Below are 21,113 nucleotides of genomic sequence, written 5' to 3'. Positions count from 1 at the left end.
CACAGATATAAGCCCTTCGTTGGGGAAGGGTGTCCCACGGATCGAGATAGAGGGCTTCAATGACTGGCGCAAGCCGCTAAATTGCGCTAATTCGCGGTTAGTCACACAAATTTACCGCGCAATATCCACTATCGGAAACTTCCATGTATATAGCCACGCTCCTTACCAGCCCCACTTCTTCCACGCTTACCCGCGAGACCGTTGAATCCCTGCGAAATGCTTGGGGTGGTGGCGATGCGATTTGGCTTTCAGTTGGCGAAGCGGCGGAGTTTGTCCTTGCGGATGTGCCTGTAAATCGTTGGGACGTATGGGAAAACCTTCAGTCCATGGGGGTGGATTTGATCGTGCAGCCGCGCGAAAATCGCGTCAAGAAAATGCTGCTCGCCGATATGGACAGCACGATGATCGAGCAAGAATGCATCGACGAATTGGCCGATGAAGCGGGCGTTGGCCCGCGTGTTGCGGACATTACGGCGCGCGCAATGAACGGTGAGTTGGACTTTGACGGCGCTTTGCGCGAACGCGTGGGTTTGCTTAAGGGACTCGACGAATCCGTCATCGATCAGGTTTTGGAAACACGCATTACCTTGATGCCCGGTGGCCCCGTTCTTCTCGCAACCATGAAGGCAAACGGCGCTTACGCTGCCCTCGTTTCAGGTGGTTTTACCGCCTTTACCGCCAAGGTCGCGGCCACGCTAGGGTTCGACGAAAATCGCGCGAACACCCTTATTATCAAGGACGGAAAGCTTAGTGGCGAGGTGAGAATACCCATTCTTGGACGGCAGGCAAAAGTCGACGCACTTGAACAAATCACTACCCGTCTGGGGATTTCGGAAGCGGATGTCCTTGCTGTTGGGGATGGTGCGAACGATCTTGGGATGCTGGGCCGCGCGGGTTCTGGGGTTGCTCTGCATGCCAAACCGACGGTTGCAGCCCAATGTGATATTCGAATTAACCACGGCGATTTGACGGCTCTACTTTACTTACAAGGCTATGCCAAAACTGATTTTGTAGATGTTTGAAGTCACCTATGAGGTCCTTGCACTCCTGATCCTCGCGGGTTTCTTCGCAGGGTTCATCGACGCGATTGCAGGCGGTGGCGGCCTGATCACAGTGCCGGTTCTATTGATTGCTGGAGCCTCGCCAATTGAGGCGCTTTCAACCAACAAAGTGCAGGGCGTATTTGGCGCAGCGACCGCCGCCTTGTCCTATGCGCGGGCGGGCCAAGTCTCGCTGCGGGAGCAGATTTTTCCAGCAATCATTGCCTTTTTCGCCTCTGCTGCGGGCGCGTTCATGGTCTCGTTTCTACCGGTTCATTTGATCCGTTTTATCCTGCCTATCCTCATGGTTGGCATCGCCCTTTTCTTTGCGTTCAAGCCCGGTCTGGATGATTTTGACCGCACAAGGCGCATGTCAGTTCCAGTTTTTACGGCCACGATGATTCCGCTTGTTGCGGCATATGACGGGTTGCTTGGGCCTGGGACAGGATCGTTTTTTATGATCGCCTTTGTGACTTTGGGAGGCTACGGAATTCTTAAAGCAACGGCGCATACGAAGTTGCTAAATTTCGCTTCAAACCTTGGCGCGATCGTGGCGTTTTCCATGGTGGCAACGCCGTGGTGGTTTACCGGATTGGCCATGGGCGCGGCGCAAATTGCGGGCGCAACCTGCGGCGCGGCGCTCGCGGTGAAGATCGGAGCGCGGGTCATAAAACCCCTTTTGGTCATCACATCAGCGACGTTGGCAGCCAAATTGCTTTGGGATTTACTCTAGGCGAAAGCTGCGCTCGGCCGAATCCACGCCGCCTCAATGCCACGCCTGTTTAACTGAGGCGCATTCATCCGCTTTAGCGTTGCAGGGTGGTTGGCCTCCAACACACCAAGCTTCACCAGAATCGCGGCAATGGCACATTCACTTGCACGGGTTGCACCATCGGTAATTTTTAGCGCGATCCCAAGTTTCTGCTCGGGAAGAATAGCAACAAAAACACCGTCCGCGCCGGTTTTTACGGCGACTTTATGGTCCATCGCCCGCATCAATTCGGTACAAGCCCGCGTTTCCCCCGCCACGAGTTCGGGGTAGGTGCGCACGGCTGTGACGAGTTTGGCGGCCGCTGTTTCGCGAGTGCCTTGGCCTTCGCGTGCGGTTGCGAAAAAGGCCATCGCGCGGGCTAATCCGTGAACCGATGTTGCGTAATTAGGCGCGCTGCATCCGTCGATGCCATATCCGGGACTGGTCACGCCTGTAACTTCTTCAAAAGCGGTCTTAATTGAGGTTTGGACGGGATGGTTTGGATCGATATATTCCGCATCCCCGCCGATATGTTTGTTCAACGTCAAGAAGCCCGCGTGTTTTCCTGAGCAATTGTTATGTAGCTGACATGGGGATTCATGTTCCAGAATTAAACGTGTTCGTTCGGCGTCATCCTGTGACGGCTGGGGGCCACAGCGCAAATCATCGTCGCCAAGGCCCAAATCGGACAACCACTTTTTAATACGTGTTGTGTGAATCGCGGCACCTTGGTGGCTGGCACAGGAGAGCGCAAGTTGTTCTTGGGTAAGGTTTGCGGCTTCGGCGGCGCCACTTTCCATCAAGGGAAGCGCTTGGATCATTTTGCAAGAACTGCGCGGGAAAATAATCTGCTCGGGGTCGCCCCACGCGTTCACAATCGCACCAGATTCGTCGCAAATTACGGCGTGTCCCATGTGATAAGATTCGAGAATTCCGCCACGCCAGAGTTCGGCCATTTGGATTGGGGATGTCATATTTAGCTTCCTTGAATTCCGTCATCTGGTCGCGCGGGCAGTTTTAAGCAATTTTCCGCCAACGGGGCTTTTAAAATCCGTTCGCTTTACGCTAAAGTACGCTTATCGAGAATAAAAACTCAGGACCAGTGCAAAAGTCATCCTATAGAGTGACGACAGTCTTGGAAAATTGAGGCAAAACAGCTGGAGGCTGTGAACAGTATGAAATCACTATTTACAAAAACACACGGCATTGTTTTTGGACTACTTGCGTGTGTTGCTTTTGGAACAAGTGCAGGTGCCCAAGAATCCACGAATCGTGTGGCGGCAAACACCGATTGGAGTGTGTTTGTTGAGGATGACCCCACCGAATGTTGGGCCGTGTCCGCGCCTAAGAGCACCAAAAACACCAAAGATGGTCGGGATGTGGCCGTTCGTAGAAGCGACATTTTGCTTTATGTAACGTATCGTCCGGGGTCTGCGGTAACTTCGGAAATATCGTTCACGGGCGGCTATCCCTTCGCGGATGGCTCGATTGTGACTGTCAAAGTTGGCGAAACGACATTTGATTTCTTCACCACCAAAGAGAACGCATGGCCCGCAACCTCTGGAGATGACGCGAAAATTATCGGTGCCATGAAGCGCGGTGCCGATGCTGTTGTGACAGGGCGCTCCTCGCGTGGAACGCAAACCCAAGACACGTTTAGCCTGCTTGGATTTACTGCGGCCATTGATGAAGCTGAAAAACGGTGTGGCTCCTAACTCGAGATTATCGAGAGGATTTTACAACTGGACGTAATTGCGGATTCGCTCGTTTGAGCGAATCCTTTGGCATTCCGATAGATTCCCTGTATAGACCCGCCTTCGTCCCCGTCTGGAGAGTGAAATGACCGATCCAATTGTGCCTGTCTCAAAAGCTGTAACACCCGATATTCTGACCTTGCCGCGCAAAGACGCGCCGAGCGAGAAGGTGAATCTTGTAGGCTTAACGCGACCTGCTTTGCAGGACGCGCTGATTGCCATCGGGACCAAGGAAAAACAGGCCAAAATGCGGGCTGGTCAGGTCTGGCAGTGGATCTATCAAAAAGGCGTGCGTGATTTTGCTCTGATGAGCAATTTGGCCAAGGACTATCGCGAACTTTTGGCGGCCACTTGCGAAATTCGGATACCCGAAGTTGTGACCAAACAGGTTTCCGAGGATGGAACGCGCAAATACCTCGTGCGGATTGCGGGCGGCCATGAAGTCGAGATCGTTTATATTCCCGAGGAAAATCGCGGCACCCTTTGTGTGAGTTCGCAGGTCGGGTGTACCTTGACCTGTACGTTCTGTCACACGGGGACGCAGAAATTGGTGCGCAATCTGTCGCCCGCTGAAATTATTGGCCAAGTTTTGGTTGCGCGGGACGATTTGGGCGAATGGCCCAAACTCGGCGTGCCAAACCCGCCTGAAGCACGGCTTTTGTCGAACCTCGTTTTGATGGGCATGGGCGAGCCGCTTTATAATTTTGAAAACGTGCGCGATGCGATGAAAATTGCGATGGATCCCGAGGGTATTTCCCTGTCGCGCCGTCGTATCACGCTGTCCACTTCTGGAGTGGTTCCCGAAATTTGGCGCACGGCCGAGGAAATTGGCTGCCAACTTGCGGTGTCTTTCCACGCGACAACCGATGAGGTGCGCGACGTTTTGGTGCCGATCAACAAACGCTGGAATATTGAAGCCTTGCTAGATGCGCTGCGGGCCTATCCCAAGGTCAGTAATTCCGAGCGCATTACTTTTGAATATGTGATGCTCAAAGGGGTGAATGATTCCGACGAAGACGCCCATCGTTTGACGAAGCTGATCGAGGGTATTCCTGCGAAAATCAACCTCATCCCCTTCAATCCATGGCCCGGTGCCCCCTATGAACGCAGCTCGAACAACCGCATTCACGCCTTTGCGGATATTGTTCACAACGCGGGATATTCATCGCCCATTCGTCGTCCCCGTGGCGAAGACATCATGGCCGCTTGTGGTCAGTTGAAGTCGGAAACCGAACGCGTGCGTAAAAACAAAAAGCAGATCGCAAGAGAAGCTGGTTTAAGCTGAAAATAGGGCGACCTGAGGGCCGCCCTAACTTGGAACTAGCGCCCCGGAACGCTCTTGCGTTTCGCGGTCTTTTCCCAGCCTTCCATTACTTCAATGGCTTCTGCCGCCGTATCCACAAACTGGAACAGCTTTAGATCTTGCTCGGAAATAGTTCCCGCCTCGGCAAGGGCTTCCCAATTGATGATTTTTTGCCAGAACGCTTTGCCAAACAACAGGAACGGGACGGGTTCCATCCGTCCCGTTTGAATGAGTGTCAGGGCCTCAAAAGTTTCATCCAGAGTACCAAACCCACCCGGAAAAACCACGATCGCACTGGCACGCATCAGGAAGTGCATTTTGCGAATGCCGAAATAGTGGAAGTTGAAGCAAAGCTCGGGCGTGACATATTCGTTGGGGGCTTGCTCAAACGGTAAAACAATATTGAGGCCAATCGAGCGCCCGCCAGCATCAGCGGCACCACGGTTTCCGGCTTCCATCACACCAGGACCACCGCCTGTGACCACGACATTATCGCGGCCCCCAGTTTCCATAGATTTCAACGTCAATATCCGCGCAAATTCGCGCGCTTCGTCGTAGAATTCCGAAAGATCGGCGAGCGTTTTGGTGCGCGCCGTGTGTTTTTTGGCGGGTTCAGGAATCCGCGCGCCGCCAAACATGACGACGGTGGAGTCGATGCCCTGCTCATCTAGCATCATTTCGGGTTTGAGTAATTCAAGCTGTAATCGAACGGGCCGAAGCTCTTCGCGGCACATGAAATCATGGTCGTCAAAGGCCAACCGATACGAGGGCGAGAGCGACTGCGGCGTGTCTGGCGTGTGGTGCGATTGCTCGCGGTCTTGATGGCTGTCGCGAAACGGGTGGCGGCGGCTGTCTTCATTCATGTTCCGTATCCTTTAACCTGCATTGCGCGTTTGTCCTTCTAGGTTTATATCCTTCGACCAACCAACGCCATACAGGAAGACGAAAACGCTATGTCAAACGCACAATTAGAGAACGCCATCGAAGCCGCTTGGGAAGCTCGCGACACGATCACCCCCGCCACAAAGGGTGAGCAACGCGACGCCATCGAAGACACATTGAATGCGCTAGATAGCGGTAAATTGCGGGTCGCAGAGCGTCAAGAGAATGGCGATTGGCACGTCAATCAATGGGCCAAGAAGGCCGTATTGTTGGGCTTTCGCATCAAAGATATGGAAGAACAATCCGGCGGCCCACAAGGCGCAAGCTGGTGGGATAAAGTTGATAGCAAGTTTTTAGGCTGGGGTGAAAGCGAATGGAAAACAGCTGGATTTCGCGCCGTACCAAACGCGATTGTGCGCAAATCTGCCTATATCGCGCCGGGCGTGGTTTTGATGCCATCGTTTGTAAATCTTGGGGCACACGTCGGCGAAGGCACCATGGTTGATACATGGGCCACCGTTGGCTCCTGTGCGCAAATCGGCAAAAACGTGCACCTTTCTGGCGGTGTAGGCATCGGCGGCGTACTTGAGCCCATGCAAGCAGGTCCTACAATCATCGAAGATAATTGCTTTATCGGCGCGCGTTCTGAGGTGGTTGAAGGCTGTATCGTGCGCGAAGGCGCGGTTCTTGGCATGGGGGTTTTCATCGGCCAATCTACCAAAATCGTTGACCGCGAAACGGGCGAAATTATGTACGGCGAAGTGCCCCCTTATTCGGTCGTTGTTTCAGGCTCCTTGCCAAGCAAAAATGGCGTGAACCTCTATTGCGCCGTGATCGTGAAAACAGTGGATGAGCGCACGCGTTCCAAAACGGGCATCAACGAATTGCTCCGCGATTGATCCATACGGTTCAATGAAAGTTAGCGGTGGCGACCATTTATTGGGCTGCCACCGCACAATTTATTCAATACCTTCGACACTCACCAAGCGCGCGGAACTGCACCCATCTCGTATGTGCTTCAAGTTTTGATAGGTCTCGCCGTAGTAAAATTCTTCCCATGCTTTGTGCGACGGAAACTCCAGCAAGACAATCCTGCGTGGCTGCCAATCGCCTTCATAGGTTTTGAGATCGCCACCCCGCGCCAGATACTTTGCGCCAACACGTTCAAGTTCTGGCGAAACCCCCTTCATAAATACCTGATATTGTTCAATGTCCGAGATTTCGACGTCGAAAATTACATAGGCCGCCATATGTCTGATCCCCGCGTCGGTCCGTTTCTGAAAATCGATAAGATGAGCTTAAGCGCTCAAGGCCAAATCGCGGAACTATAAATTTAAAAGGGAGAAGATTGACCGCATGCGCTGCGATTGTTAAGCGGAGGCATGACACAAGACTCACAGCCCAAAAAACCAAAAACGCCTTCCCGCCAACAGGTCTATACTTTGCTCGTCGAAGTTGGGCGCAGCGATAACGATGGTTTGCCCGCAAAGTCTACGGGGGCCGCATTAATGATCTATGCGAGTGGCGTAGATGAGGCCGAAGCCGTGCGCGAAACCGTCGCGATTTTGAAGCAGGCAGATATGGCACCGCTGGATGTGTCGGGCTATGGCACGCTTGATGAGCGCCTTGCCGAAGGGCATGATATATCCGACGATGAGCGCGCGTTGATGGCCCGAGCGAAGGCAGAAAACAGCGTTATTGTCGTTCAATCAACACCTTTTTATGACTAGCCCATAAGCGCCGATCTCAGGCTTAGCGCTTCGTATGAACGCAACAGCGGGCGGGCAAGGTTTAGATGGCGTGGCAATGTTCCGGCGGGCATTTTGGCCAGAAGAGTGGTTTGCAACAATTCGGGATCATCGCAAATTGATCCTGTGTACAGGCTTTCGAGAGACCCGCCAGACACATCAATCACCTCGTGGTTATCCAAGAGCACTTGATAGTATCGGATAGCCGAGAACCTCGATTCCTTAAACGCTGTGCGGCCATTCACAAGATGGCGGGCTTCGACCAAAATTTCCTCTTCGCCAAACAAGTATTCCACCTCTGCGCCACCAACGAGGAGGCGCTGCTCTGGCGCCACAAGGAGATCATGCGTGAGGCCAAAATACGGAGCAGACAGGCGCACGGGCTGAAAACTACCCTTGGTTGGTACGTGTCTACTCCCCACCCAGCGCACGATCTGTGGCCCATTATCGCGCGTGAGAATTTCATCGCCCACCCGCAGTCTTTCAATGGCTTTGGGACCACGCGGCGTCATGACGGGCGCACCCGCGGCGATCGTCGCGGCGAACCCGACGGGTTCCACGCGGTCCGATATGCCAAAAAAAACGGTCGCCGAATCCGCACGAGTTGTTTGGCGCAAAACGGTTAGCCGTTCGACGATATGAATTGGGAATTCGATGGCTGTGCGCTTCTCGGCCTGAACTAGAACCCCTTCGAGGAGGTTCTCAATCGTTAAGAGAGATCGTTGGTGCGTCATGTCCCAAGAGTAGGTGATGCGCATATTGCGGTCGCGCATTGACGTCCCCGTTGCGACCGACATTGTTTGTCTATTCTGGCCGTTAACCATTTCCAGAACAGTTTGGCCCGTAGGGTCCAATCGAAGCGAAAATCTCTGGTTCCAGTCGCCGACTGCGGAGTATTCAAGGAGCACGATTTGCCCCGTGCGTTCCGCGCTAATTTCGACCTCAACAATAAGACTTCCAGTCGCTATTCCAGTTGGCGGGGACGTGCGGGCGAACACATTGTTGGTCCCCTGATCGCCCTTGGAAAGCTTGGGATCCATGAAGGCACTATTGGTGAAATCGCAAAGGGCGAGCCAAGTCATTTGGGGGCCTCGCTGAGGGAATAGGACCTTCGCATTCTAAGCGGCCGCCTTGCCATTAACCAGAAGATGGGCTTCAAAACCACGCAATGTGCGCCGTGCAGAGGGGCTGTAACCGATGCCAGTATTAGGGTCTATTTCGGGGAAAATAGCGCAAATCTCATCTATGATTTCGCGCTCAAAGTTTTGAGCCATTTGCGGTCCGGGAAGGAAGCTTTCGGTTGCAAGACCCGCTGAATAGACAACTTCATGCGTATCAAAAAGGATGTGCACGTATTCAACGGTTCCACCTTCGAGCCGCGTCACGGAGTGGTCGTTCACGAGGTCTTTGGCGGAAACCAAAACTTCAGTATCGCCAAAAAGAAGCTCGGCTAGACTGTCGCGAACCAGAACGCGGTGTTGAGGTGAGACCATAAGGTCCTCGTGGTCGCCAAAGGTTTTTGCGCGAATGTGAATTGGGGCCATGACCCCAAGGGCAGGAACAACACGACGGCCAATCCAGCGCACAGGTTGTGCCCCGTTGTCGTGGGTGACCACAAGATCGCCGGGCAGGAGCGTTTCGACCGCAACTTCGCCGTGGGGCGTAAGAATACCGGTCCCTGCGACAAAGCAGGGTATCGTTGAAACGGTGACATAGCCGGTGTCAGTAACGCCGTCGGAGTTTTGAATGCCATAGGTGAAGTTGATGGTTTCCGGATCGGAATCAACGAGGATCGAAAAGGTTGAGTCGGCATTCAGGGTAACCGTTTGGCCAGTGGCTAACGTGATTGTATCGCCTGCGGAAACAGCATGGCCATTGATGTGGGTGACAGTAAGGACGCCACCCGATGAATCGTAGTCGTTTGCCAAAACGTCCACTCTCCGCGATCCGTCCACGTACATTTCGACTTCATCATGGTGGGCAATCAAAACCGTTTGAACGGAATTTCCCGCGATCAAGATTGACGAGTCATACTGGCTATCGGAAACATCGGCGATGCCTATCTGGATCGAGTTAACCTCCCCAGGGATTACTGTCATCGTTAGGGTTAGGGTGACAGTAAAGCCATCCATTTCTGTATTGTATTCGCTGCTGACGTTGCTGGTGAAAAGGTTAATATTATTGGCTTGATTGACGGTATTCACCGTGGCGTTTGCGTCCCCTATAACCGTTGGCGCAACGTCGCCGTTGATCCAAACTCCGATTGCATCGTTGTAGATTGAGTTCGAATATTCGGGAAATTCATCCGAGGCGAACACGAATTGCATCGTGAGGGTGTCCGTTGTCGGGATAAAGTCGATGTTCATATAGCTCGCGTCATAGGTCCGTGCGCCTGCGAGATCATCAAAGTCGTCGTTGCCGTTTTCCCCATCACTTGACGAGGTGTAATTGCTGGATTGGTTGGCGTTTCCTGAGGAGCGCGTTATCCCGCTAGCTCGTCCAGTCGAAAGTATAACGCCTGTATCAGAGGGGGTTACGCCGTCGGCGGTCGCGTCGCCCCCAGTATAAATACCTGAGGAACGAGAGTCGCCAGAATAGCTTGCGCCAACGACGGTTACGCCGTCGCCGAAAATTTCTTCAGCCATTTGTATCGCGCTCGCATTGGTGTCAATTGCGAGTTCTGATGCTGCTACCATGCCTGTCCCCAATCATTGGAAACAGCGCAAACGCCGGGGCGGACTGCTCCGCCTATCTTGAAACTGTTTTACTACTTACTGCTCGAAGTGGACCATTTTAGGTCCGCGTTTGCCCTGCCTCGGGTCAATTATTATTGATTTTACAGAAGCAGATTTTTGCTGCTGTGTTAACCTAATTCTGCCTTCTTTCTGATAGTTACCCAGATTTCTGTTTCCCAGATGCAACAAGTTCCTCTCTCTCGATCGGGCATCAGGCTTGCGAAGGCGCAAACGAGCAGGTACCGAATGATCGCAAAAAGGAGAATGTAATGCCCCCCATCGACGCCGTTTCCCTAACCGCCGACCTTATTCGATGCCCGTCAGTTACCCCAGTTGAGGGTGGTGCGCTCGTGTTGCTTGAGACGCTTTTGAACGAGGCTGGATTTGAATGTACGCGCGTGGATCGGGCAGGGGTCAGCAACCTTTTTGCACGTTGGGGACGGCGTGGTGCCAACCAAACTTTCGGTTTCAATGGGCACACAGATGTTGTTCCCGTTGGGGACTTGGCGGCTTGGACGGTGGACCCATTTGGCGGAGAAATCCGCGATGGATGGCTCTTTGGTCGCGGGGCGACGGATATGAAGTCGGGGGTTGCGGCCTTTGTGGCTGCTGCGATTGATTTTGTGAAAACGACTCCGCCTAGCGGAGCAATTATCCTGACAATCACGGGCGACGAAGAAGGCGATGCGCTTGATGGCACGACGGCGCTTCTCGATTATATGCAGCAGGCTGGCGAAGCGATGTCGGTTTGCCTTGTTGGGGAGCCAACCTGTCCCGATACCATGGGCGAAATGATGAAAATTGGCCGCCGTGGGAGCATGACGGCCTTTTTTACAGCCAAGGGTGTTCAGGGGCATTCGGCCTATCCGCACCGCGCCAAAAACCCATTACCAGCTTTGGCTCGCCTGATGGATCGTTTGGCGAGCCATGAGCTGGATGCGGGCACCGATCATTTCGATGCGTCGACCTTGGCAATTACGACGATTGATACGGGTAATCCCGCGAATAATGTTATCCCTGCGGTTTGCAAAGGCACGGTGAATATCCGCTTCAATGACACCCATTCAGGCGAGAGCTTAAGCGCTTGGTTGCACCAAGAGGTGGCAAAAGTTTCCGAGGAAATGAACGTCGAAATCGATGTTGTGATCAAGGTTTCCGGCGAAAGTTTTGTGACCCCTCCGGGCGAATTGTCCGCGATGATTTCCAAAGCGGTGACTGCTGTTACAGGGGTGGTCCCTGTCGCCTCCACTACGGGCGGAACTTCGGATGCGCGGTTCGTAAAAAACCATTGCCCCGTTGTTGAATTCGGACTCGTTGGCAAAACGATGCATCAAGTTGACGAGCGCGTAGAGGTCGCCCACATCGAACAACTCAAAAGCATTTACGCGCGCATTCTGGCGGATTATTTTCAATGACCGTCGCTATAGAGGTAACGGAAGACGTGGCAATATGCATTGGTTTGCGCATGGAAGTTTTTGTCGGGGAACAAGGCATCCCTGTTGAGGAAGAAATCGACGCCTATGATGATGACGCCGTGCATCTTTTGGCCGTCGATGAAAATGTGCCTGTCGGAACGGCGCGGCTTCTCCTTTTAGGAGATACTGGCCGGATTGGGCGCGTTTGTGTGGTGAAATCACATCGTGGAACGGGCCTTGGCGCGGCACTAATTACAGCGGGGCTTACGCATTTTTCAACACTTGAGGGTGTGCGTCGGGCCTATCTCTCGGCCCAAGTTCAAGCACTTGGTTTCTATGAAAAACTCGGCTTTGTACCCTATGGTCGCGAGTATGACGACGCAGGGATTTCACACCGAGACATGGAACGCCTTTTGTGAGGAAGCAGCTCGTTGTGATGCTTAAGGTCCCGCATGCTGGCCGTGTGAAAACGCGCTTAGGTGCGGATATGGGAATGGTTGGGGCCGCATGGTGGTTTCGTCATCAAGTGCGCAATTTACTGCGACGCTTAGAAGACCCAAAGTGGGATTTATTCCTCGCCGTTTCTCCCGATATTGAGGGTCTCAAAAGTCGCGTTTGGCCGGCGCATCTTCCCCGCATTTCGCAGGGGCAGGGCAATCTTGGCGATCGAATGGCGCGGGTTTTTCGCGACCTGCCTGCAGGGCCGGTACTCATTATTGGTGGGGATATTCCGGGCATTCAAAAACGTCATATTACCGAAGCGTTTGCCGCGCTGGGCAATCATCAGGCGGTTTTTGGTCCGGCACCCGATGGCGGGTATTGGCTGGTTGGGATGAAGCGTGTGGCCGCCATTCCCGCGGCGATATTTCGGAATGTGCGATGGTCGTCGGAAACCGCCCTCGCAGATTCACGCGCCAGTCTATCGGGCCTGTCCATCGCCGAAATTTCCGTGCTACAAGATGTTGATACAGTTTCGGACCTAGAACTTTTGGCCGAATAACCAGAGCATGGACGGGGTTAACGCCGCGTGATAGGGCAATCGAATGGTACATATTCCTTCAAAACAAGAGATCCTGAATTGGATTTCTGAGAATCCGACAAAAACCAACAAGCGCGATATTGCGAAGGCATTTGGCCTTAAAGGTGCGGCGCGGATCGACCTTAAGCGCATGTTGCGTGAGCTTGAGGCCGATGGGGATTTGCAAAAACGCCAACGCAGTTATGGCGATCCGGAAAGCTTGACGCCGGTCAGCATGTTGGAAATTGTGGGACCAAATAGTGACGGAGACCTCCTTGCACGGCCATTGGAATGGCAAGGGCAGGGGGAGGAACCGACAATTCTTATGGTTGATAAGGATGGCGATCCCGCGCTTGGTGCTGGCAATCGAATTTTAGCGCGCCTTCGGAAACTAGAGAATGAAGAGCATGGCTATGAAGGGCGATTGATCCGTCAAATAGGGTCTAATCCACTCAAACTCGTCGGTATTTTCCGCACCGGCCACGAAGGTGGGCGGCTGGTTCCCATTGATAAAGGTAGCGATAAAGAGTGGCAGATTGCAGCGGGCGCAACCCTTGAGGCGCGCGATGGTGAACTGGTTGAAGCACAGCAGGTCGGCCCGAAATCGCGTATGGGTTTGCCTCGCGCGAAAATCGTGGCGCGCCTTGGCGATCCTTCTTCCCCCAAGGCGGTTTCCCTCATTGCTATTCATCAGCACGGAATTCCCGACAGCTTTCCCGACGAAGTGATTGGCGAAGCCGATAATGCGAAGCCCGCGGGTTTGGGCAAACGTCTTGACCTGCGCGAGATGCCGCTGGTGACAATTGATCCGCCAGACGCGCGGGATCATGATGATGCGTGTTTTGCACAAGCGGATGATGATGCCACTAATCCCAACGGCCATATTGTGTGGGTGGCGATTGCCGATGTTGCGTTTTATGTGACGCCAGGCAGTGCGCTCGATCGCGAAGCGCGCAAGCGCGGCAACTCAAGTTATTTTCCCGATCGTGTCGTGCCCATGCTTCCTGACCGGCTTTCTGGTGACCTTTGTTCGTTACACGAGGGTGTTGAGCGGGCCTGTATCGCGGTGCGTATGGTCTTGGATAAAGACGGCAATAAACTTGGCCACACGTTCCATCGGGCCATGATGAAGTCTCATGCTTCGCTGGCTTACACTGATGTTCAGTCGGCGATGGATGGCGATGTAAACGAAAAATGCGCGCCCCTGTTGGATGAGGTTATTCGCCCTCTTTATGCGGCCTACGACGTTTTGGTTAAGGCACGCGAGCGGCGCCAACCACTTGAATTGAACCTTCCCGAACGGCGTATTGAGCTTTCCGACGAGGGCAAAGTCACCTCTATTTCGTTCCGTGATCGCCTTGATGCGCACCGTCTGATAGAAGAGTTTATGGTGTTGGCAAATGTTGCCGCCGCTGAAACCTTGATCGAGAAAGAACAGCCGCTACTCTTTCGCGTGCACGAGGAACCAAGCGTTGAAAAGCTAGAGGCCTTGCGCGAGACTGCCATCTCTGCGGGCCTTGCTTTGGCAAAAGGGCAGGTGCTTAAAACCCGCCATTTGAACCAGCTCTTGGCACAAGCCGCAAAGACAGAACATGATGAGTTGATCAATATTTCAACCCTTCGTTCAATGACGCAGGCCTACTATAGCCCCGAAAACTTTTCGCATTTTGGCCTCGCTTTGAAAAACTACGGGCATTTCACGTCGCCCATTCGCCGTTACGCGGATCTCATTGTGCACCGTGCTTTGATTACGGCGCATGGGTGGGGTAAAGACGGACTTTCCCCCGAAGATGTCGCGCAATTGGACGATACAGCAAAACAAATTTCGGATACCGAACGGCGCAGTATGGTTGCCGAACGCGACACAACGGATCGGTATCTTGCGAGCTATCTTTCGGAGCGCGTAGGGAATGAATTTCAGGGGCGTGTCGCAGGAATCGCACGGTTTGGCGCGTTCATTAAGCTGGACGAAACCGGTGCGGACGGGCTTGTACCTGTGGCCACGATTGGGCGCGAATATTTTGTGCACGATCCGGAAGCCAATACTTTGACAGGCGAGCATTCGGGCCTCAAAATTTCGTTGGGCCAACGCGCCCTCGTGCGATTGGCGGAGGCCACGCCCGTTACTGGTGGCATCACTCTTGAGTTACTGGAATTGGACGGCAAGGCGCTACCCAAAGGCGGCGGATCGCGCGGCGGAAACAGCCATAAAGGCCGACGTGTTGGCCAAGCGCGCGCCAAGAATGCCAAGATGAACCGCAAGGTGGCCCGCAAACGCACAAAGAAATAGACGAGACAAACCCATTTCACACGGTGTTTCTATTTGCTAATCTAGGCCAAATTTCGCGGGGTATCGAATGCGCTTCATGTTTATATCCGCTTTGTGGATCGTTATGCTTTTTCCAACGCTGGGAATGGCCGCAAATGATATTGCACAACCCACGCCCGTTTTAGGAGACGTTCAAATGACTGCACCACAGGGTGCCGAGGGTTTTAACGCGTGGCTAGTGGAGTTTCGCAAGAGGGCACAGTCGGCGGGTATTTCAACCAGCGTGTTAGACGCAAGTTTGGCGGGTATTTCTTACAATCCCGATGTTGTTAAAAAAGACCGTAACCAATCCGAATTTACCAAACAAATCTGGGAATATTTGGACAGTGCAACCTCAAATGCGCGTGTCACAAACGGGAAGAAAGCTCTCGCTGAAAACGACGGCATCCTTTCGCAAATTGAAGCCAAGTTCGGTGTGGAAAAGGAGATTGTGGCGGCCATTTGGGGACTCGAAAGTGCTTATGGAACTTTCCGAGGAAATGTCCCGATCATCGAATCCCTCGCGACCCTTTCCTATGATGGTCGGCGCGGAGATTTTTTTGAGGCGCAAATCATTGATGCGTTAAAAATCATTCAATCCGGCGACGTGGCACCTGCGAATATGACGGGTTCATGGGCTGGAGCCATGGGGCATACACAGTTTATGCCCTCGTCATATTTGTCCTATGCCGTTGATTTCACAGGCGACGGCAAGCGCGATATTTGGGGGGACAGCCCCGCCGATGCGCTGGCTTCAACGGCGGCCTATTTGAAAGGCTATGGTTGGACATTTGGTCAGCCGTGGGGTGTTGAGGTTATTCTGCCGAAAGGTTTTGATTTCCTCCTGTCGAGCGAGCGAGTCAAGAAGCCTGCAACTGTTTGGGCGCAAATGGGCGTGCGGGATACCAAAGGGAAAATCGTTCCGAATTATGGCCCGTCTTCAGTACTCCTCCCCGCCGGGGCACAGGGGGCGGCCTTCATTATTTTCAACAATTTCCATGTGATCGAGCGTTATAATACCGCAGATGCCTATGTCATTGGGGTCGGGCATTTGGCCGATCGGATTGCGGGAGGGACGGAGATTCAAGCGGATTGGCCTCGAGAGGATCAGGCGCTTCGATTTATCGAGAAGATACAAATGCAGGAACGTTTGACGCAGGCGGGATTCGATACACTGGGAACGGACGGTATTATTGGTCCGAATACAATCGCGGCGATCAAGGCCTTTCAAGCGAGTGTTGGGATGATACCGGATGGGTACGCCAGTTCGCGGGTGCTCTCAAGACTCAAGTAGGTGAGATCTCACCGCGATTAACGGCGAGTGTCTAGCTGTTTCTACGTTTGAGCGTGTCGCCAAATTGGAGTTTTGGCGAGAGTTCAATTGAATCATCTGGGCTGGCCTCTGCGCCGGCCGCACGGCGAGCGATGATTTGGGCAGCAAGGCGTCCGATTTCATTTCGCTCCGACCCCATTGACGCCAACATGCGCGGCAGCCCTTCCAAGAGTTCAACGCCATTGAAACCCGCAAGACCAATCGTTTGCGGAACTTTTATACCTTGATCCAAACAATACAATAGACCACCAGCGCCAATCATATCGTTGGAATAATAGAGAAAATCCAGATCTGGCGTACGTTTGAGCATGGCTTCCGTCATCTCGCGCCCCTTACGCAAGGCCGACCCCCCCGAATAAAATTCTTGATCGGCAACCTCTAGCCCTTCTTTTGCCAGAGCTTCCGTGAACCCTTCAAAGCGTTTGCGCGCGCGGTGATCCAGCGGCATTTTTGTACCCATGAAACCGATGCGTTTGTAGCCTTGCTTGATGATCGCTTGGGCCATTTTGCGACCCGCTCGCCGGTGCGAAATCCCGACCATGGCGTCGATGGGTTCACCGTCAACATCCATTATTTCAACGATGGGAATGCCCGCATTTCGCATCATGGCCTTGGAGGCTTCTGTGTGCTCAAGACCGGCAATAATCACGCCCGAAGGACGCCACGAGAGCATTTCATACAGCACGGATTCTTCTTTTTCAGGACGATAGTTGGTAACGCCCACAACAGGTTGCAAAGGCGTATCATCCAAAACATCGGAAATGCCGGTCAACACCTCTGGAAACACCATATTTGAAAGTGAGGGGATGATCACGGCAACCAAATTGACGCGCTGGCTTGCAAGTGCACCCGCGATTTTGTTGGGGACATACCCCAAGCGCTTTGCTGCGGCCTGAACTTTCTCGCGGGTGTCTACGGAAACATCGCCCCGATTCCGCAACACCCTTGAGACGGTCATTTCACTTACACCCGAAGCCTCGGAAACATCACGTAATGTTAGGGTACGCTTCGGCGGAATTCTGAGCTGGGTCAATTGCTGAAACCTTGTTAAATTCTGTGTAAACCAACATAGCGCAAAAATCCCTCTTGTCCACGGCGCGATGGATCGCTATGTTATCGCTAACAGTAAGTTCAACGCGTCCTGCAAGCTCTCTATCTCAGGCGTTGTTGGATAAGGGGGAGTGGTGGGCCAAATTCACTCCCCCTTCACTGCTTATTCTCAATTACTTTAGAAATATTCCTTTTTAAGCGATCACACGATTGTTGCTATTGCAGATGGTCATGATTCACGCGCAATAACGGCTTAGATTTATGGATTTATATGAATTTTTACCCGGCTTCTTCAGTGTCCATCGCCAAAATCGCAGTGAGTCGTTCAAAACTTGAGGACACATTGTTTGGCTCGTCTTGCGCAAGAAAGGCGTCCAAACCTGGCCAAGTTCTAATTGAGGCATCTACGAGCGGATCAGAACCCGTAGAATAAAGTCCTGCCTGAATCATCATTTCGGCACGATCAAACGCCCCTAAAAGCTGCCTACTACGCTTGATAAGTTCATTTTCTTCAAAAGACGCAGCCAGAGGGAGACTTCTGGAAACTGATCTTAGAAGGTCAATTGCAGGAAACCTCCCCCTTTCAGCAATGGTGCGATCCAAGACGATATGCCCATCCAATACACCACGCAAAATATCCGCAATAGGCTCTTCCATATCTGATCCCGCGACCAACACGGTTAAAATTGCGGTAATATCGCCAGAAGTTCCCGCGCCTGGCCCCGCGCGTTCGCACAGACCCATAATCATTGAGGAGGTCGACGGAGGGAAGCCGCGCAAGTTGGCCTGCTCGCCGGATGACAGAGCAACTTCGCGGTGCGCTTCGGCAAATCTTGTGATGGAGTCCGCGAGCAGAAGGACATGCAGTCCTTGGTCCCGAAAGAATTCGGCAACGGCCATCGCGGTAAACGCGCACCTCCTTCGTACAAGGGGGGATTGATCGGACGTGGCGGCAATAACCACGGCACGCTTCATGCCTTCAGGCCCCAAAACCGTATCCACAAATTCGCGAACTTCTCGGCCCCGTTCTCCGATGAGGGCCACCACCACAACATCCGCCTGCACGTTTTTGGCGAGCTTTGACAGAAGGGTGGATTTGCCTACTCCTGACCCTGAAAACAACCCTAATCTTTGTCCACGGACAATGGGCAAGAGTGTGTTGAAGACAGCAAGGCCTGTCTCTAGGCGCGTACCCATGGCGCGCCTTTGCGTGGGGTTTGGCGGCGGCGCCTTCAAGGCTTTCTCATGTGCCCCTTTGGATAGTTTGCGACCATCCATCGGCATCCCTGACGGGTCGATAACGCGGCCAATCCAATTATTGTGCGGGAAAATTGAGTTCTTGCCCAGAAGCGCGACGCGATCCCCCATGACGACACCTTCGGTCGTCCCGTCGAGTAATACGGTCATGGAGCCAACGGACAAATTCAAAACGTCGCCAGAGATAAGTCTTCCTTCGCGACTTTGAACTTGGACCTGATCCCCGACACTTGCCTTATCCGAAAGACCTCGAACGATGACCGTGCCCTGTGAAACACCACTCACACGCCCAATCGCACGTGTTAGCGGAGTCGCATTAATTCCTGCGGACAACTCTTTGAATTTCGAGTCGGACATTCTGTGCTCCTTCTGATCACTAAACCCTTTTTAAAGGAATCAGGGTTAAGAGTTAGTTGAAACCGGTCGAGGGAGAAGCCCCGATGTTTGATAAACTAGATATTATGCGCATGTCGCAAGCGATGGCATCGCACGCAAGTACCCGTCAGGCGACAATCGCCCAGAACGTGGCCAATGCAGATACGCCCGGGTACAAAGCCCGTGATGTTGTCGCCTTTTCGGATGCCTATGAGGGCACCAATGAGAAACCTTTGCGAGCATCTCGTGAAGGCCATCTTTCTGAGGCCGACCGAGGCTTCACCCCTACCATTGTAACCGACACAACGCGCGGCGCGCTGTCCCCTAACGGTAACTCTGTTTCCTTAGAAACGGAACTTATGCGGGCCAGCGAGACACGGCATCAATTTGATACCGCAATTTCAATCTACAAGTCTTCGCTGAATATTCTGCGAACAAGCATCCGTTAAAAGGGAGATTCCAAGAATGAGTGATTTAATGAAAACTCTCGCGCTATCCGCGAGCGGTATGCAGGCCCAAGCCACACGGCTTCGCCACGTTTCCGAGAATATCGCGAATACCGACACCCCCGGCTATCATCGTAAAACGGCCTCTTTTGAAGAGGTGATTTCCGAAGGGCTCCGCACAGGGGAGGTCAAAGCCGGCGATGTAAAGCTGGACCGTTCTGAATTGAAGCGGATGTTTGACCCCGCAAACCCCTTGGCGGATGAAACCGGCCACTATGATGGATCGAATGTCGATCTAGTGGTCGAAATTGCTGACGCGCGCGAAGCGCAGCGCAGCTACGAGGCGAATCTCAAAATGTTCGATCAGGCGCGACAAATGTCGTCTGCTCTGCTCGAACTCCTTCGCCGTTAGAGGAGATCAGAATGGATTTCAAATCCTCAATAGCTGCCCAACAATACGCAGCAACCAGACCCGCGACAGCGCCGAAGCCTGACGCGGGCGGCGGGGAGGCCTTCGCTAAAGTTGCTCAGGATTTTGCCAGCACGCTCGCCAACGGCGAGAATCAAGCGAAAGCGGCAATGATTGGTGGCGCCGATCCCAATGCCCTTGTGCAGGCTCTGGCGCAAACTGAGCTTGCCGTGGAAACGGCAGTGACGGTCCGCGACAAGGTTGTCGAAGCGTATTTAGAAATTTTACGGATGCCGGTGTAAGGTATGGATGACATCGTTTTCTACGACACACTTCGGCAGGCCCTGTGGATTGCAGTTTTAGTTTCCACCCCAATTTTAACCGTCGCCCTTGTTGCTGGCGTTGCGGTTGGGTTGTTTCAAGCTCTGACATCAGTTCAAGAAATGACGCTCACTTTCGTCCCTAAATTGGCGGCCATTTTGATTGTGTTTTGGATGACCATGGGCTTCATGACAGAGACATTGGTTGCGTTTTTTACGGACCAAATCGTCCCATTGATCGTGGGGGTATAGCGCATGGATAATGCAAGTTATACCACCCTCACCCGTCAATCTGGCTTGATGCGTGAAATGCAAACCGTCGCCAATAACTTAGCCAATTTGGCCACAACGGGATTTCGCAAAGAAGGGGTCATTTTCGCAGAACACGTGAAGGCCTTGGGCCGCGATGATCCCAGTCTCTCCATGGCTACAGCTTCGGTGGCCAACACGGACTTACGGCAAGGCTCATTGAGCCAAACCAACGGTACATTCGACTTCGCCATCGAAGGTGAAGGCTTCTTCATGGTTGAAACTCAAGACGGTAACCGTCTGACCCGAGCAGGTGCTTTTACTCCAAACGGGGAGGGAGATCTCGTTACGCATGATGGTAATCGACTTCTGGATGCTGGCGGTGCTCCAATATTTGTACCCGCGGGGGTCGCAGACTTGCAGGTTTCCGCAGACGGAACCTTGAGTGCGGATGGTCAACCTCTCTCACAGATCGGGTTATTTCAGCCTGAAAACCCATTCGATTTGCGCCGTGAGAACGGTGTCCGTTTTGAATTTACTGGCGAAGTTACACCCGTAGAGAACCCAACAATTCTGCAAGGTTTTGTCGAAGATTCGAATGTGAACCCAGTCGGCGAAGTCGCTCGAATGATTGAGGTCCAAAGGGCTTACGAGCAAGGGCAAGGGTTTCTTGAGAAAGAAGATGAACGCATCCGTGCCGTAATTAGGGCTCTTGGTTAA

General features: G+C 53.0%; 23 protein-coding genes. 16 read left to right on the top strand and 7 right to left on the bottom strand.

Annotated elements, in window-relative coordinates; genetic code table 11:
• Positions 1-143: 143 nt before the first annotated feature.
• On the top strand, positions 144-1,022 hold the full coding sequence (serB, locus tag AB9F27_RS16945; protein ID WP_335584612.1) for a phosphoserine phosphatase SerB: 879 nt from the start codon (positions 144-146) through the stop codon (positions 1,020-1,022).
• On the top strand, positions 1,015-1,773 hold the full coding sequence (locus AB9F27_RS16940) for a TSUP family transporter (protein WP_335584613.1): 759 nt from the start codon (positions 1,015-1,017) through the stop codon (positions 1,771-1,773). The genes serB and AB9F27_RS16940 overlap by 8 nt, the downstream gene beginning before the upstream one ends.
• Here AB9F27_RS16940 and AB9F27_RS16935 read toward each other — a convergent pair.
• Positions 1,770-2,765, bottom strand: a complete 996-nt coding sequence (locus AB9F27_RS16935) for an asparaginase (protein ID WP_335584614.1) — start codon at positions 2,763-2,765, stop codon at positions 1,770-1,772. The two genes, AB9F27_RS16940 and AB9F27_RS16935, sit on opposite strands and share 4 nt — an antisense overlap.
• Positions 2,766-2,966: 201 nt before the next feature.
• Here AB9F27_RS16935 and AB9F27_RS16930 point away from each other — a divergent pair, with 201 nt between their 5' ends.
• Both AB9F27_RS16930 and rlmN read left to right on the top strand, forming a co-directional pair.
• On the top strand, positions 2,967-3,506 hold the full coding sequence (locus AB9F27_RS16930) for an invasion associated locus B family protein (RefSeq protein WP_039000292.1): 540 nt from the start codon (positions 2,967-2,969) through the stop codon (positions 3,504-3,506).
• A gap of 124 nt (positions 3,507-3,630) precedes the next feature.
• Positions 3,631-4,830, top strand: a complete 1,200-nt coding sequence (gene rlmN, locus AB9F27_RS16925) for a 23S rRNA (adenine(2503)-C(2))-methyltransferase RlmN (RefSeq protein WP_335584615.1) — start codon at positions 3,631-3,633, stop codon at positions 4,828-4,830.
• 35 nt (positions 4,831-4,865) lie between these two features.
• On the opposite strand, the gene AB9F27_RS16920 is transcribed toward rlmN, so the two are convergent.
• Positions 4,866-5,711, bottom strand: a complete 846-nt coding sequence (locus AB9F27_RS16920; RefSeq protein ID WP_039000289.1) for a TIGR00730 family Rossman fold protein — start codon at positions 5,709-5,711, stop codon at positions 4,866-4,868.
• 90 nt (positions 5,712-5,801) lie between these two features.
• Here AB9F27_RS16920 and dapD point away from each other — a divergent pair, with 90 nt between their 5' ends.
• On the top strand, positions 5,802-6,629 hold the full coding sequence (gene dapD, locus AB9F27_RS16915) for a 2,3,4,5-tetrahydropyridine-2,6-dicarboxylate N-succinyltransferase (RefSeq protein WP_039000288.1): 828 nt from the start codon (positions 5,802-5,804) through the stop codon (positions 6,627-6,629).
• 60 nt (positions 6,630-6,689) lie between these two features.
• Here dapD and AB9F27_RS16910 read toward each other — a convergent pair whose 3' ends face one another.
• Positions 6,690-6,980 (bottom strand): DUF1330 domain-containing protein, encoded by a 291-nt coding sequence (locus AB9F27_RS16910; RefSeq protein WP_039000287.1) that lies wholly within the window; start codon positions 6,978-6,980, stop codon positions 6,690-6,692.
• Positions 6,981-7,112: 132 nt separating this feature from the next.
• Here AB9F27_RS16910 and AB9F27_RS16905 point away from each other — a divergent pair, with 132 nt between their 5' ends.
• Positions 7,113-7,460, top strand: a complete 348-nt coding sequence (locus AB9F27_RS16905; RefSeq protein ID WP_039000286.1) for a hypothetical protein — start codon at positions 7,113-7,115, stop codon at positions 7,458-7,460.
• Here AB9F27_RS16905 and AB9F27_RS16900 read toward each other — a convergent pair.
• Entirely contained in the window at positions 7,457-8,560 is a 1,104-nt protein-coding gene (locus tag AB9F27_RS16900; protein WP_335584616.1) for a Hint domain-containing protein, read from the bottom strand. The genes AB9F27_RS16905 and AB9F27_RS16900 overlap by 4 nt on opposite strands.
• 36 nt (positions 8,561-8,596) lie before the next feature.
• Positions 8,597-10,174, bottom strand: a complete 1,578-nt coding sequence (locus AB9F27_RS16895) for a Hint domain-containing protein (RefSeq protein ID WP_335584617.1) — start codon at positions 10,172-10,174, stop codon at positions 8,597-8,599.
• Positions 10,175-10,482: 308 nt separating this feature from the next.
• On the opposite strand from AB9F27_RS16895, the gene dapE reads away from it, so the two are divergent.
• The 5 genes from dapE (at position 10,483) to AB9F27_RS16870 (ending at position 16,248) form a co-directional block, all read left to right on the top strand.
• Entirely contained in the window at positions 10,483-11,628 is a 1,146-nt protein-coding gene (gene dapE, locus AB9F27_RS16890; RefSeq protein ID WP_335584618.1) for a succinyl-diaminopimelate desuccinylase, read from the top strand.
• Entirely contained in the window at positions 11,625-12,047 is a 423-nt protein-coding gene (locus tag AB9F27_RS16885) for a GNAT family N-acetyltransferase (protein ID WP_335584619.1), read from the top strand. Before dapE ends, AB9F27_RS16885 begins: the two co-directional genes overlap by 4 nt.
• On the top strand, positions 12,044-12,628 hold the full coding sequence (locus tag AB9F27_RS16880; RefSeq protein WP_335584620.1) for a TIGR04282 family arsenosugar biosynthesis glycosyltransferase: 585 nt from the start codon (positions 12,044-12,046) through the stop codon (positions 12,626-12,628). Before AB9F27_RS16885 ends, AB9F27_RS16880 begins: the two co-directional genes overlap by 4 nt.
• A gap of 43 nt (positions 12,629-12,671) precedes the next feature.
• A complete protein-coding gene (gene rnr / locus AB9F27_RS16875; protein WP_335584621.1) occupies positions 12,672-14,936 on the top strand; it encodes a ribonuclease R in 2,265 nt (754 codons plus the stop codon).
• 175 nt (positions 14,937-15,111) lie between these two features.
• Positions 15,112-16,248 (top strand): lytic murein transglycosylase, encoded by a 1,137-nt coding sequence (locus AB9F27_RS16870; protein WP_335584622.1) that lies wholly within the window; start codon positions 15,112-15,114, stop codon positions 16,246-16,248.
• 31 nt (positions 16,249-16,279) lie between these two features.
• Here AB9F27_RS16870 and AB9F27_RS16865 read toward each other — a convergent pair whose 3' ends face one another.
• Positions 16,280-17,320, bottom strand: a complete 1,041-nt coding sequence (locus AB9F27_RS16865; protein WP_179946761.1) for a LacI family DNA-binding transcriptional regulator — start codon at positions 17,318-17,320, stop codon at positions 16,280-16,282.
• Positions 17,321-17,616: 296 nt separating this feature from the next.
• Positions 17,617-18,951: a FliI/YscN family ATPase gene (locus tag AB9F27_RS16860; RefSeq protein ID WP_335584623.1), complete on the bottom strand. Its 1,335-nt coding sequence runs from the start codon at positions 18,949-18,951 to the stop codon at positions 17,617-17,619.
• 83 nt (positions 18,952-19,034) lie between these two features.
• On the opposite strand from AB9F27_RS16860, the gene AB9F27_RS16855 reads away from it, so the two are divergent.
• From AB9F27_RS16855 to AB9F27_RS16835, 5 genes are read left to right on the top strand one after another with little or no spacing between them, the layout of a single operon-like run.
• Positions 19,035-19,418 (top strand): FlgB family protein, encoded by a 384-nt coding sequence (locus AB9F27_RS16855; protein ID WP_335584624.1) that lies wholly within the window; start codon positions 19,035-19,037, stop codon positions 19,416-19,418.
• A 16-nt stretch (positions 19,419-19,434) separates the two neighbouring features.
• The gene (gene flgC, locus AB9F27_RS16850) at positions 19,435-19,827 is read left to right on the top strand and encodes a flagellar basal body rod protein FlgC (RefSeq protein WP_039000275.1); all 393 of its coding nucleotides are present in this window, start codon (positions 19,435-19,437) and stop codon (positions 19,825-19,827) included.
• An 11-nt stretch (positions 19,828-19,838) separates the two neighbouring features.
• Entirely contained in the window at positions 19,839-20,126 is a 288-nt protein-coding gene (fliE, locus tag AB9F27_RS16845; RefSeq protein ID WP_039000274.1) for a flagellar hook-basal body complex protein FliE, read from the top strand.
• A gap of 3 nt (positions 20,127-20,129) precedes the next feature.
• Positions 20,130-20,396 (top strand): flagellar biosynthetic protein FliQ, encoded by a 267-nt coding sequence (locus AB9F27_RS16840; RefSeq protein ID WP_335584625.1) that lies wholly within the window; start codon positions 20,130-20,132, stop codon positions 20,394-20,396.
• Between the two features lie 3 nt (positions 20,397-20,399).
• A complete protein-coding gene (locus AB9F27_RS16835) occupies positions 20,400-21,113 on the top strand; it encodes a flagellar hook-basal body complex protein (protein ID WP_335584626.1) in 714 nt (237 codons plus the stop codon).

This window comes from Falsihalocynthiibacter sp. CO-5D18 (assembly GCF_041205445.1).
Classification (GTDB): Bacteria; Pseudomonadota; Alphaproteobacteria; order Rhodobacterales; family Rhodobacteraceae; genus Falsihalocynthiibacter; species Falsihalocynthiibacter arcticus.
This window is presented reverse-complemented; position numbering and strand designations above follow the sequence as displayed.